Source organism: Streptomyces sp. NBC_00019, from assembly GCF_045041015.1.
GTDB lineage: Bacteria > Actinomycetota > Actinomycetes > Streptomycetales > Streptomycetaceae > Streptomyces.
The window spans coordinates 4,693,600-4,706,561 of record NZ_CP108302.1 but is presented as its reverse complement, the minus strand read 5'-3'; the positions used below and the strand labels follow the sequence as shown (position 1 = coordinate 4,706,561).

General features: G+C 66.0%; 12 protein-coding genes and 2 pseudogenes. 7 read left to right on the top strand and 7 right to left on the bottom strand.

Features of this window, described 5'->3' with window-relative positions; all coding sequences use genetic code 11:
- Positions 1-485 precede the first annotated feature (485 nt).
- The 3 genes and pseudogenes from OHU89_RS22050 to OHU89_RS22040 form a co-directional block, all read right to left on the bottom strand.
- Complete coding sequence (locus tag OHU89_RS22050; protein ID WP_405645223.1) at positions 486-2,021, bottom strand: ISKra4 family transposase; 1,536 nt, start codon at positions 2,019-2,021, stop codon at positions 486-488.
- A gap of 45 nt (positions 2,022-2,066) precedes the next feature.
- On the bottom strand, positions 2,067-2,714 hold the full coding sequence (locus OHU89_RS22045; RefSeq protein ID WP_405645221.1) for a hypothetical protein: 648 nt from the start codon (positions 2,712-2,714) through the stop codon (positions 2,067-2,069).
- A gap of 42 nt (positions 2,715-2,756) precedes the next feature.
- Positions 2,757-3,305: pseudogene (locus OHU89_RS22040) on the bottom strand (IS6 family transposase); the annotation flags it as partial.
- Between the two features lie 317 nt (positions 3,306-3,622).
- Here OHU89_RS22040 and OHU89_RS22035 point away from each other — a divergent pair.
- Positions 3,623-4,459 (top strand): calcium-binding protein, encoded by an 837-nt coding sequence (locus OHU89_RS22035; protein WP_164410128.1) that lies wholly within the window; start codon positions 3,623-3,625, stop codon positions 4,457-4,459.
- A gap of 180 nt (positions 4,460-4,639) precedes the next feature.
- A pseudogene (locus OHU89_RS22030) lies at positions 4,640-4,861 on the top strand (ISKra4 family transposase); the annotation flags it as partial.
- A 120-nt stretch (positions 4,862-4,981) separates the two neighbouring features.
- Here the strand turns inward: OHU89_RS22030 and dbpB (OHU89_RS22025) are convergent.
- Genes dbpB (OHU89_RS22025) through OHU89_RS22010 form a run of 4 tightly spaced genes read right to left on the bottom strand, consistent with a single transcriptional unit; the run spans position 4,982 to position 9,370 of the window.
- Entirely contained in the window at positions 4,982-6,085 is a 1,104-nt protein-coding gene (gene dbpB / locus OHU89_RS22025) for a DGQHR domain-containing protein DpdB (RefSeq protein WP_405645219.1), read from the bottom strand.
- Positions 6,086-6,123: 38 nt separating this feature from the next.
- A complete protein-coding gene (dpdA, locus tag OHU89_RS22020; RefSeq protein ID WP_381607475.1) occupies positions 6,124-7,347 on the bottom strand; it encodes a tRNA-guanine transglycosylase DpdA in 1,224 nt (407 codons plus the stop codon).
- Positions 7,344-8,477 carry a DGQHR domain-containing protein DpdB gene (gene dbpB, locus OHU89_RS22015; RefSeq protein WP_381497884.1) on the bottom strand — a complete coding sequence of 378 codons (1,134 nt, stop codon included), beginning with the start codon at positions 8,475-8,477 and terminating at the stop codon, positions 7,344-7,346. Before dbpB (OHU89_RS22015) ends, dpdA begins: the two co-directional genes overlap by 4 nt.
- Positions 8,477-9,370, bottom strand: a complete 894-nt coding sequence (locus tag OHU89_RS22010; RefSeq protein WP_381497886.1) for a hypothetical protein — start codon at positions 9,368-9,370, stop codon at positions 8,477-8,479. The genes dbpB (OHU89_RS22015) and OHU89_RS22010 overlap by 1 nt, the downstream gene beginning before the upstream one ends.
- A 124-nt stretch (positions 9,371-9,494) precedes the next feature.
- Here OHU89_RS22010 and queC point away from each other — a divergent pair, with 124 nt between their 5' ends.
- The 5 genes from queC (at position 9,495) to OHU89_RS21985 (ending at position 12,874) form a co-directional block, all read left to right on the top strand.
- The gene (gene queC / locus OHU89_RS22005) at positions 9,495-10,190 is read left to right on the top strand and encodes a 7-cyano-7-deazaguanine synthase QueC (protein WP_266701356.1); all 696 of its coding nucleotides are present in this window, start codon (positions 9,495-9,497) and stop codon (positions 10,188-10,190) included.
- Between the two features lie 2 nt (positions 10,191-10,192).
- Positions 10,193-10,828 (top strand): 7-carboxy-7-deazaguanine synthase, encoded by a 636-nt coding sequence (gene queE, locus OHU89_RS22000; protein WP_405645217.1) that lies wholly within the window; start codon positions 10,193-10,195, stop codon positions 10,826-10,828.
- Entirely contained in the window at positions 10,828-11,184 is a 357-nt protein-coding gene (gene queD / locus OHU89_RS21995) for a 6-carboxytetrahydropterin synthase QueD (RefSeq protein ID WP_381497890.1), read from the top strand. Before queE ends, queD begins: the two co-directional genes overlap by 1 nt.
- A gap of 4 nt (positions 11,185-11,188) precedes the next feature.
- Complete coding sequence (locus OHU89_RS21990; protein ID WP_405645215.1) at positions 11,189-11,962, top strand: GTP cyclohydrolase I FolE2; 774 nt, start codon at positions 11,189-11,191, stop codon at positions 11,960-11,962.
- Between the two features lie 396 nt (positions 11,963-12,358).
- Positions 12,359-12,874 carry a VUT family protein gene (locus OHU89_RS21985; RefSeq protein ID WP_405645213.1) on the top strand — a complete coding sequence of 172 codons (516 nt, stop codon included), beginning with the start codon at positions 12,359-12,361 and terminating at the stop codon, positions 12,872-12,874.
- The last annotated feature ends 88 nt before the right edge of the window (positions 12,875-12,962 follow it).

The following is a 12,962-nucleotide window of genomic DNA, read 5'->3' as shown; positions in this document are numbered from 1 at the left end:
ATCATTTATTTTCATAACCCATACAGTTGGTCCGGTCAATACCAAGCACAAGCAATCAGTACCTGACGCTGCGGGAACACCGCGATGCCAGCGATACCGGGATAGCGCAGAGGCGCTGCGGGCCGAGGAGGAGGCCTAACCTGCCCTGCTTGACGGGACCGGAGGAGAAGGGGCGGCTCAGGACCTGCCGTGCGGATAGATGCAAGCGCGGCAGGACGAGGTGTCAACCTGCCAGCGGCAACGTTCGAGTGACCCCTTTACCCGTCATCGAGTTGACGACCGTTACTGGATATTGCTGCAGGTTCGTCAACGCCAGCAACCAGGGCCTCGTCCCGCCGACGGCTCGGGCCGACACTCACCGGGCGCAGTCGGCATCTTCATGGGCTGTGACGACGGTGGAACGCTGGCGACAGCACCGCACGAGCAGTCGGCCACTGCGGCCCTGAAAACGGATGGGTGCGGCTCTTCTGCGGTGAGCTCGCCGGTCAGGCCGGGAGTTCGTTGTTGTGCTGGTCGGGCCGGGGGTAGAGGCGTTCGTGTTCTCTGCGGGTGTGAAAGGTCCAGTACTGCGGGAAGTCGCCGTTGCTGATGAGCGCCCGGAGGGTCAGGACGGCTTCGGCTCCGGGGACGGTCCACCGGCTGCCGGTGATATCGAGCCGGTCGGCCACCAGATGACGTGCTGCTCCTTCGACGATGCCGCTGGCGATCGGCCATCCCGCCCGGAGCGCCTGGTCGTAGTGGAGATGGGCGGCGTTGTTCTCCAGGTAGCGGCAGGCCCGGTCGGCTGCGGCCCGTTGATCTGCGGACAAGCCCAGCCGGTCGGCTTGAGTACGGATGCCGGTGACGGAGCCGGAGGCGTCGCCGGCCAGGATCCGGGCGGCCTGGGTGCCGACCCAGGTCTCGGCGTCCGGATCGGTGGCGGTGTGGAAGCACCGCGAGGCTGCCCACAACTTCTCGATCACGTGGACGATGTCGAGAACGACATGGATGGTGACGCCGCGTCGGGCGGCCTCCGCGTGGAGCAACTCCAACTGGTGCTCGGCACCATCGACCAGGACCACCCAGCACCGGCGGTGCTGCGGGTCACGGGCTTCCGCCTCGTCGAACGCGGCAGCGATGACCTGGTCGGCGTCGTGCTCCACCGAGGCGGTGAGCCACTTCGCGCGAGCCTTGGGCCCCTTGCGCGGGGTGCGGTGGGTGGTGCGGCCGCCGGGCGGGGCGATGATGTCGTGCGGCCGGCGCACGGCCGGATCCGCGTCGTGGACGACGGCCAGCGTGGCCATCCTCTTGCGGCAGGTCTTCTCCCCGGCGGACAGACGGGTGCGGAACGTGCGCGTCGCCCGTTCCGCCGCCTTCCTTGTTGCCTCCCGCAGATGCCCCGGGCGCATCACGATCCCCTTGCCGTCGACGCTGAGCACCAGCAGCGTCGTGCTCGCTGCCGGGTCAGGGGTGCGCGCGGCATAGAAGGCCGCGATGTCCACCGCGGCTGCCCGCACGAGCTGTTCGGCCTGGCGTTTGCCCACCACCCGCGCCCCGGAACGGCGTTCGATCGCCTCCAGGGCGTGGTCGTAGGAGCCGCGGACCGCTTCCAGCACGACCAGACGCCGAAGTCCCAGGCTGTGCCGCTCGCGCGGCAGCCCCAGCACCTGGTCGGCCGGATAGCGGTTGGGCAGGCCCGGGGCGCGCAGCGCGCACCGGGTGACCGTCACCGGCCCGACCACGGTGGCCAGTTGGCGCCGGTGGCCTTTCTCCAGCCGGGTCCGGCCCGCGGCCAGTTGGGCCCGGCCGCCGGTGTCGAGGGCCGACAGTTCGGCTTCCTCCCGGCGGGCGCGCAGGTCGAAGTGGCCCTGCAGGAGGAGGCGGGCCAGCTCCCTCGCCCCGTTCTCGGCGTCTTCCTCCACCCGTTCATGGGGCAGGAGCAGAGCTTCGGGACGGGAGAGGGAATCGATGAGACAAGTGAGGAAAGAAGCGGCTCGGTCAAAGGGGTCAGCCGTCGCGGCGGCCGCATAGCCTGCGGTCATCGGGCTCTCGCTTTTCGGGCGGACGAATGGGTGGCACCTTCGACGCTAGGGACGAGAGCCCGACCCCACATCGGCGCGGCGGCGCACGGCGGAGGACCCGGCCTGCTCCGGCGCATCCCCGCCCGCCGCCAGAGCCTCACGCGGCGTGAACAGTCCCGGCCCCTCTTCCATCAGCCAGCCCCGCTCGACCAGCCGTTTCAGCTTCGACCGGAAGCCTTCCACCTTGCTCTTGTCCGTCGACAGGCCCAGCGCGGCACACAGGTGATGCGCCCGCATCGGATGCACCGCGTCCTGGAGAACCTCGACGATGTCCCGGTACGGACCCGGCAGCACCTCCACGGCCAGCTCGGGCGTCCACTGCGGCACCAGCCGCACCCCGACCGGCGAGCCCGCCGGCAACCGGGGCTCCTCCATCTCCGCCTCGCCCGCGCCAGCTTCCACCCCGGCAACCGAGACCGTATCGTTGCCGGACAGGATCTCGGTCATCGTCTCCCGCGTGATCTGCAGCCGGGACAGCACGTCTTCCCGCTCAGCCAGACGGCTGGTCAACTCCTCGATCTGGTCCCGCAGTTCGGCGATCTCCTCCCGCGCGGCAGTCTCCCGCCGATCAAGCTCCTCCAGCCACGACACCATCGCCGCCTCCAAGACCACGTCCTGGAACACGACGATCCGCCGTCCGACCACGAACGGCAACGGCGCACGGCATCACCAGCTCACTGCAGAAGAGCCGCACCCGAAGCCTTTCATCGCCCGTTCGCGCTGCCTGGTGGGCTGGTGGCTGTTCTCCGCCCGGTTGTTCAGTCCCTTGTGCGAGCGGTGCTCGGCGGAGGGCATGACTTCGCGGTGGGCCGCGCCGTAGGGGCGGAGCTTGTCGGTGACGATCACCCGCGGCACCGCACCCGTGTTCTTCATCAGGCGGCGGAAGAAGCGCCTGGCCGCTGCGGTGTCACGCCGGTTCTGCACCAGGATGTCCAGCACCATCCCGTCCTGGTCGACGGCCCGCCACAGGTACTTCTGTTCCCCGTTGATCTTGATGAAGACCTCGTCCAGGTGCCACTTGTCCCCAGGCCGGGGCTGTCGGCGGCGCAGCGCGTTGGCGTAGGCCGGCCCGAACTTGGCGCACCAGCGGCGGATCGTCTCGTAGGAGACGGTCACGCCGCGCTCGAACATCAGCTCCTCGACCTCGCGCAACGACAACGGGAAACGGTGATACAGCCACACACAGTGGGAGATCACCTCGACCGGGTACCGATGCCCCTCGTACGACAGCGACACGGACCCCACAGACAACCCCCTCCAGCACGATCAACCAGAAGATCAATCCCACCCGGCCAACCAACGTGGCAGTGCCAAACCAAGGGTCTGCGAGAACTGAGTGAAATTCCGGTACAACCCCTGCCCGGGGTGCGGTGTCTGAACGTGTGATCGGAAACAACAACCCCGCACATAGGTGCGGCCTCACGACTCGATCGCCGATCGCCGATCGCTGACCGCTGACCGCTGACCGCCGTGACGAACGGCGGTTGCGGTGACGACGAATTCACCGGCGTCTTTCTTCGTCGGGCCTGATCATCACTGATTCCGCGAAGGGTTATTTCTGCATGCGCACGTTAAGGACCATTTCCGCCACCGCCTCTCTCGCTCTCGCCCTCGGCGGAGGCGTGTTCGCGGCGTCCACCGCCCAGGCGGTCACGGCGAGTTCGGCCTCTCTCGTCCACGCCGACGGCGAGCTCTGGTACAAAGCCGGGGCCGGACAGACCAACAACCTGACGGTCACCGCGAAGGTCGTCGACGTCGACCCCTCGCAGTTCGGTGAGGACTACCTCCTCACCTTCCGCGACACGTTCGACATCACCATCTCCACGAACGAGTGCAGCTACCCGTCGGCGACCAACCACAAGGTCGCCGAGTGCACGGTGGCCGCCCCCCTGGGCTCCGACGACTCGGACGACTATGACGTCGACCTCGGTGACGGCAACGACACCGCGACGGTCACCGGCTCCGCGTACACCTCGATCCACGGCGGCAAGGGCAACGACGTCCTCAAGGGCAGCACCGCCGCCGTGTTCTACGGGGACGACGGCAACGACCGCCTCGACGGCGGCGGAGGCGTTTGGGCCATGGGCCCGTTCGGCGGCGCCGGCAACGACACGATCACCAACTGCGACGCCGAGTGCCACGGCGGCACCGGCAACGACACCATCACGGGCACCGCCGCCGGGCAGGACTTCGGCATGTACGGGGACGACGGCAACGACGTCATCCACGGCGGCGCCGGCGCCGACCTCATCTACGGCGGCAAGGGCAACGACAAGCTGTACGGCGACAGCGGCAACGACAAGATCTACGGCAACAGCGGCAACGACCTGATCCACGGCGGCACGGGCACGGACACGCTCTCCGGCGGCCCGGGCACCGACAAGGTCTACCAGAACTAGAACAACCAGAACTCAGGGCCATCAGAGGCGTGAGGGAACACGGTCTCCCTCACGCTCCCCCTGCCCGGCATCTCGGACAGGGCCCGGCCAGCGGGCCCCCTGCGACATGGGTCTTCTGCTTCCCCCACACCTACCACCCCTCCTCATACCTGCCAGGGGCACAGAGTCACGCGCGCGACACTCACCACCAGGGCGGTAGAAGGCGCCTGCCGACACCTGATCGCCGACCGCCTCGACATCACCGGCAGCCGCTGGGGACTCGACGGGGCCGAGGCCGTCCTCACGCTCCGAGCCCTCATCGACAACGGCGACTTCGCCGCCTACTGGCGACACCACCTCGCCCGCGAACACGAACGCCTCTACCCCACCCCCGACCAGCACAACTACGACCTCACGGCCTGATCAGGAACGTCCCTGAAGGAGAGCCACACCCAAAACGGATTCGCCCGCCACCGGATGTCGGGGCGGGCGAATTGTCTCCGTTCGCAGTGCCCTGAAGCCGGGGCACTGCGAACGGTCAGGTCAGTTGTGTACGGCGCGGACCAACAGGTCGGTCAGGAGACGGATGTCGTTGGGGGTGTTCTGCAGGCCGTTCCAGCGGCGCTGCTCACCATCGGCGAAACGCCACATGCCGGAAGTCCAAGCAGTGATCGGCATCAGGCCCAGGACTGCGTTGCGTACCGCATCGCAGTCGACATCTTCAGCGGCCATGCCGTCAGTGAGGGTGTCCATGACGAAGCCCATGGCCTGGATACCAGCGCCGTGGGTGAGGCGGGACTGACGGGGCGGGAGTTTCCAGGCGTCACTGAAGGTGTCCTTGACGACCTTCCAGAAGGAGCGCAAGTGCAGCACCATGCGGTCGACGTCGCCGGAGCCGTCTTCGGGGTTGCGGTACTGGTAGAGGGCGCCCTCGAAAAGGCTGTGCTCCAGCATACGGAGAATGGCCGTGTCCTTGATGTTGCCATCAGGTGAGGTGGGACTGGCGATGCGGCCGTAGAAGGGGCCATCGCCGTCGGTGTTGAGGCGGGTCATCAACTGGGCGGGTAGCCGCTTGCGGGCGTAGGCGGGCGGAAGGTGGCCACTGGTTTCCGGGAGGAGCTCGTGGATGAGGCCCTTGGGCAGCGGCTTGGTTGAGTTGACCAGGATGAACTGGGAGCGCTGGTCGTCATGGTTGTCGGCGATGAACCCGACGGCAGCGACGGGGAATTCGACCAGGTCAGCGTCACGGATGGCGGCACTGCGCTGCTGGCCGTCGACAATCAGGGCGGGCTTGTCCTCGTCAGCAAGCGACTCGTCGACAGGGATCACCAACTCGCCAGGGACCGAGTAGTCGATGCCGGCGGCCCGCCGCGCCCCACTCTCGAACCTGACGTTTTCGTCGAAGGCCAGAACCAGGGCGTTGGGGAGCATGGGGTTGTCGGACTCGAGGTAGCGGCGGATGCCGCGGATGTGGCTAAGGACCTCGGGGCGCTGGTAGCCCTGGAGGTTGCTGTCGCCATCGCGACGCACGCGGGAAACCGCGGCGAAACTGTGAAGTTTCTTGCCGTCGACGGCAAAGCAGTAGATCTTTCTGTCGCCCTGACGGATCTCAAGCGCCGGGAGCCTGAGTTCGTATCGGTCGGCCATTGCATCTCCAGACATTTCAAAAGAAGAAGAGTGGGAGTTCATCCGAAGGTGAGGGAGCGCATTTTGGCCTCGAGCACCGTCAGATTATGGAATCCTCGGCGCTTGTTTCGCTCGGATCCCCGGAATATTGCGATCTCGACGCCATGTTTCTTGCACAGGGCGCAGGGGCAGGCGCGCCAGGGAGCGTCGCTGAGGGTGCGCTCGTAGAGTTCGAGATAGCTCTTCTTCTTCGGTCCGAGGACGAGCGACTCGTAGGCGGCAAGGGAATCCAGTACTTCTTCGAGCGAGTTCTCTCCGCGGTCGAATTCCCGCAGTGCGCGTAGGCAGGCTCGTTCTGCGGTGATGGCCTGGGCCTGGGAGACACTTCCGGACAGGATGAGGCGTTTGAGGGCGGGATTGCCATCGACCTGGGGAACTCTGATGGCGGTGTAGGCGCCGGTGGCGGTGTGGTAGTTGTTGCGGTCATCCATGAAGGCCTGGCGGAAGACAGAGGTGCTGTCGAAGCTGGTCACACCGTGGCGGGCGAACTGCTCCATGCTGTCAACGCGGTTGATGCCCAGCAGGTGTAGTTCGGTGCCGTGATTGCGTACTTCGTCGATAACTTGCAGGCAGGCCAGGATCTCGTGGGATTTGAGGGGGACCATGCCGCCGAGGGCGATGCGTCGGTACCCCATTTTCTGCAGTTGTGAGACGGAGTGCGCGTAGCTTTCAGGTCCCCATCCCTGGGCGGCACCAACAGGTTCGAAGCGGGCGCCATGCTTTTTAATCGCGGCGGCGAGGAAGTTCTCGGCGAGTTCCAGGGAGATCTGCTGGCGCTCTACCCACGCCGCTTCTGGTTCCGTATCGGATTCTTGAGGGATGTAGCCGAAGATGATGTGGTCGATGCTGATGCCGGCATCGAATCCGCAACGCCCATAGAAATCGATGACTTCGTCGACCTCGTACGGAGGGCGTTCTTCGTCAATATAGTTGAAGGCGCCGCAGTCGCCGATGGTGGAGCAGGTTTCGGGAAGGCGGAAGAAGTTCCGCACGCCCAGGCGGTAAAGCCGCTCGCGTTGCGGAGTGGAGTATTTCCCTGCACCCTTCATGGATCCGTCAACGACAGCCTTACTGACGAGAATCCCGTCATACGGGATCGGCGTCACGGCCTGGTGGGCATAGACGTCGTCGCGCTGGCGGACCCGGTAAGGCGAATACTCGTCGTTGATGAAGTCGTAGGTGGGACTCACCAAGTCCTGACTGTCAGGGAAATAGAATTTCACGCGGCTTTTGCCTTTTCCTGCACATAGATACGGAGGAGGTAGTTCGACAGGGTGCTGATGTGGCGCGGATTGTTCTGGAGTTCGTTCCAGGGGATGTTCAGGTCAGGCCAGCGCCCCTTGGTCCAGTAGCAATGCGGGGCGATCAGGGCAAGTTCGTCGCGAGCCTGCTGCAGTGCGTGGGGGGAGGCGGGGTCTATGGCCATCATCACGCGGTCCATCAGGCGTCCCATGGAACGGATGCCGACGCCGTGCATGAGACGGCTACGGGTGGGCGGCAGGCCCCAGGCGTCAGGGAAGGTGTCGCGTACCGCAGTCCAGTAGGTGATGAGAATCTGGCGGATGGTAGCGGTGTCCACGGTGTTGTTGGAGAGGTTTTTGTAAGGGAAGAAGGCTCCCGACGGGGAGTTGAGGGCCTCCTGGATGGCCGTGGTGAGGCTGTTGTCGGTGACGACGGCGTCGGCTTTTTGCTCGGATGTGGTGGAGGGGCGACGCACCAGTCCGCAAAACGGTGAGTCCTTGTCGTGGTTAAGGGCTTCGACCAGGACGGCGGGGAGTTTGCGGGCGGAGAGTTTGGTGGGCAGGGCGGTGCCGACCTCGGGGAGGAGTTCGGTGACGAGGTTGGTCGGCAGGGGGGAGACCGTGTTCACCCGCAGGAACTGATCCCGCTGGGTTTCGAGATCCTCGGCAACGAAGCCGGCGATAGTGACGGCCAGGCGAGTGTTGCGGGTGCGGGCCAGAGCGAGGCTGCGCTGCTGGCCGTCGACAATCCAGGCAGGCCGGGGGGCGTCGGGGGAATCAGGCAGCGTGATCTCCAGCGTGCCAGAGGTGCACAGGCCGTCGCTGCTGCTCGGGCCGGGGCTGGACTTGAAGCGCACACTGGCGGGCAGAGCCATGATCAGACCGTTGGGGAAGAGGACCTCGTCGCTGTCGAGGTATTCCAGGATCTGCCGTACGTGCTGCTTCTTCTCTGGGCGCTGGTAGCCGATGAGCTTGCCGGCCTCGTCGCGGGAGATCCGGGCGACATCGGCGACCTGGTGGACCTCTTCTGCCGCCAGAGTGAACACGTACAGCGGGATCGTGGGGTGCTGCTCGATCCGCAAGGCTCTGCGTTTCAGCACGATGGAAGTCATCAGCGGCCAATCGTTGATGTGTACAGGTCTGCGAAGCGCTTTTGTTCGCAGGCCATCCCCTTGTCTCGAAACAGGCGCAGCAGGCGGGTGCGGGAGGCGTCGGGGTAGGTGCTCTTCGCCTCTTTGATGAAGGCGATGACGGTCTCGTTCGTTACCGGTGTGCGGTCGTAGCGCTCAGGCCGGGCAGTCTGGGAGGCCCAGTCGTCCCAGCGCACTTGGGCGGGCGGGTCGGTAAGGCGTCCGGGTGTGCAGTGCTCGAGCCAGGAGGCGGCCATGCGCACGTTGAGGCTGGTCAGGGTGCCACCCAGGGCGTGTCGCAGGCCGGCGTTGGCGGGCACGCGCCGTATGCCCTCGATGTCGGTGGCGCCACCGATCAGGACGACGTCGGTGGCGGTATCAGCGAGGGCGAGCAGGTCGTGGTGCATGGCCTGGGCGTAGGGCGCGGACAGCACGACGAGGGCGCGTCCGGCGGTGCCGGCGATCTGGGGCAGGTTGTGGGTGCCGTCCAAGCGTTGCAGATGATCCCACCACTGGGAGGTCTGGGCGCTGGAGGAAGCCACGGAATCTGCGTGCCGGGGCAGGAAAGTCGCGGCGTAGGAGGGGGCCGGGCTGGAGACTGGACGCAGGCCCAGGCCGGCCGAGGCTGCATACAGGCGGGGGGTGAAGCCTGCCTGGGATGCAGCGTGGGTGAGCGCGAGGGCGCGTTTCCACTGGTCTCCCCGGTACAGGTCCTCCAGCGGCGTGTGCGGGCTTGGTGTGGTGCGCAGACGGTGTGCCCACTCCTCGGCCCGCTGGGGCAGGTTGGCGGCGGTCAGGGTGCGGGCCTGCAGGTCTGCTGCGGGAGGGGACGCCTTCCGGTCCGTGCACGTGACCACGATGGGCAACTCGTTCACTGCGGCTCGACCCCTGGGTTTCGGTAACTCGTTTGTTGTTGTGGTTACTGTAGCCGCTAGTTAAGACGGTAGGCTGCCTCTGTCTCGGCTGAGGCAACTGGACTTCAGATAGGGGAGTGACAGCATGGACCGTCCCGCGATCGTGTTGCTGAGCGGTGGCCTGGACTCGACCACGGTGCTGGCCATTGCCAAGGACCAGGGGTTCACTCCCTATGCGCTCAGCTTCCGCTACGGCCAGCGTCACAGCATCGAACTGGAGGCCGCCAAGCGCGTGGCCGAGGTCCAGGGGGTGGCCCGGCACGTCATCGCCGACATCGATCTGCGGGTCTTCGGCGGCTCTGCCCTGACCGCCGACATCGAGGTCCCCAAGCACGAGTCGCTGGATGACGTCGAGGACGGCGGGGTGCCGATCACCTACGTGCCGGCCCGCAACACGATCTTCCTGTCGTTCGCACTGGCTTTCGCCGAGACCGTCGGCGCCAGCGACATCTTCACCGGAGTCACCGCTGTGGACTACAGCGGCTACCCCGACTGCCGCCCCGAGTACATGGACGCCTTTGCCACCATGGCGAACCTGGCGACCCGGGCCGGCGTGGAGGGCACCTCTCGGATGACGCTGCACTCCCCCCTGATCGCCATGTCGAAGGCCGACATCGTGCGCGAAGGCCTGCGCCTAGGCGTGGACTACTCCCTCACGTCCTCCTGCTACGACCCCGATGACCAGGGCCAGGCCTGCGGCAAGTGCGACACGTGCCTGCTGCGCCTGAAGGGCTTCGCTGAAGCCGGCGTCACCGACCCGGTCCGGTACCAGAGCGCCTGAACATGACCTATCTGATCAAAGAAATCTTCTACACCCTGCAGGGCGAGGGCAGCCACGCCGGGCGTCCGGCGGTCTTCTGCCGCTTTTCCCGCTGCAACCTGTGGACCGGCCGGGAAGCGGACCGCTCCCGGGCGATCTGCCAGTTCTGCGACACCGATTTCGTCGGTACCGACGGAGAGGGGGGCGGCCGCTTCGTCACTGCGGATGATCTCGCCGATGCCGTCGAGGCCGCCTGGCCCAGCACCGACCGTGCCCACCGCTTCGTGGTGTGCACCGGCGGCGAGCCCCTGCTGCAGTTGGACGAGGTCGCCCTCGCCGCCCTGCACGGCCGCGGCTTCGAGGTAGCGGTGGAAACCAACGGCACCCGGCCGGCTCCCCGCGGCATCGACTGGCTGTGCGTCAGCCCCAAGATCGGCTCCGACCTGGTCCTGACCAGCGGCGATGAACTGAAACTGGTCTACCCTCAGGCCGGCGGCGACCCGGCTCAGTTCGAGGGGCTCGACTTCCGGCACTTCCGACTGCAGCCGCTGGATGACGCCCACCGTGAGGACCACACCCGCGCCGCTGTCGAGTACTGCATGAAGAACCCGCGCTGGACACTCTCTCTCCAGACGCACAAGTATCTGGGAATTCAGTAATGGAAATCTTCCGCGAGTTCGCCTTCGAAGCGGCGCACCGCCTGCCTCGTGTACCCGAAGGTCACAAATGTGCCCGGCTACACGGCCACTCCTACAAGGTCACCGTGCACGTCGAAGCACCGGTCGACGGGGAGCTGGGCTGGGTGATGGACTTCGGGGACATCAAGCAGGCCTTCAAGCCTATCGATGCACAACTCGACCACTATTACCTCAACGACATTGACGGCCTGGACAACCCCACCAGCGAGAACCTCGCCCGCTGGATCTGGGACCGGATGATCATTGAACTCCCCCAATTGTCCGCGATCACCGTGCGCGAGACCTGCACCTCCGGCTGCACCTACCGAGGCGAGTAGCAGCATGCACGACATCCAAAACGAGGCCGACCACCGCGGCATCGCCATCGACGAAGTCGGGATCAGTGGCCTGCGCTACCCCGTCACGTTCGATGACGGCCACACGCGCCAGCACGGCATCGCCGACGTCAGCGTCACCGTCGGCCTGCAGGCCGACCGGCGCGGCACCCACATGAGCCGCATGATCGCCCTGGTACACGAGGAAGTGGCCACCCTCGCCCCGCAGGAGTTGCCCATCGTCCTCAAACGAGGGCTCACCCTGCTCGAAGCCCCCGCCCTGACCATGGCACTGTCTCTGCCCATCGCCACGACCGTGACCGCACCCGCAAGCCAGCGGCAGTCATGGCAAACCCACGACGTCACCATCACCGGCCGGATCACCCCCGACGCCTGCACCGTCGCGACTACAGTGACGACTGACGTCACCAGTCTGTGCCCGTGCTCCAAGGCCATCTCTGACTACGGGGCTCACAACCAGCGCAGCGAAGTCACCCTCACGGTCACCGGGACCGCCGACGCGCCCTACCCCCTGGCGGTCCACGGAATCGTCGATCTGCTGCGCAGTTCCGGTTCCGCCCCCGTCCTGCCTCTCATCAAGCGGCCCGACGAACGTGTCGTCACCATGCAGGCTTATGACCATCCCGTTTTCGTCGAAGACATCATCCGTGATGTAAGCCTTGCATGCCGTGAAAAGGGTCTGAACCACGCGATCCGGGCGAAGAATCTGGAAAGTATTCACAGCCACGACGCCATCGCCAGCTTGACCCACACCAGCTGAACCCACGCACGTGCCGCAGGGCGGGAATGGGGATGCCGCTCCCCTTTCCTGCGCGGCGCCTGCGGCGGCAAGACGCATGGTTCCGCCGAGCCCGCAGGACGCATCCGCTGGCGGCTATGCACGCGCCCCGCAACCCGTGCAGCGGGCTGGCACGTGCCACGCTGCCTGGCGCGCCCGCCATCGCGAGATCCGCTCGAGCTCCTCAGCGCGGCACCGCCGCCTGCCCCACGCGGACCTTGCACACCTCCGAACCAGGCAGTTGCCCCAGCACCGCAGCACGGACCGACGCCTTAAGAATGTCAGTGCCGTGCGCTGTACTGTCTGCACGTTCGCCCCACCGCCCGTTCCCCGCGGGAGCCGAGCGCAACACCCCACCACTGAGAGAGAAAGCAGATCGTGAAGGCCCCCGCTCCTGCTGGTATCGCCACGCTCATCGCCTACATCGCCACTATCCCGGCCGCCAACTTGGCCGTCACCCATTTCGGTGTGGTACCCGTCGGCTTCGGTTACGTCGCGCCTGCCGGCGTCTACCTCGTCGGCCTGGCGCTTGTGCTGCGCGACCTTGCACGCGAGGCGATCGGCCGAGGCGCCGTCCTCGCCGCCATAGCCATAGGCACTGTCCTCTCCTACCTCCTCGCCGACCCGAGTCTCGCCACTGCGTCAGCGGTTGCCTTCGCCGTCGCTGAAACCATGGACTTCGTTGTCTACGAACCCCTGCGCAAGCGAGGACTACTTGTCGCGATACTGGCCTCGAACACTGTCGGCCTCATCGCCGACAGCCTCTTGTTCCTCCACCTTGCCTTCGGCTCCTTCGATTACCTGCCTGGACAAATCCTGGGCAAAACGTGGATGACCTTCGCAGCCGTCGTAGTCCTGGCGCTACTGCGCCGCCGTTACCGCGCTGTCGTCTGAACGTCCCAACCTGCCCCTCCGTGCACGCCAGGACTTCACAGCAATCGCCTTCGATCAGGCCCTGCAGGAGTGGGGAGTTCCCAGGGTT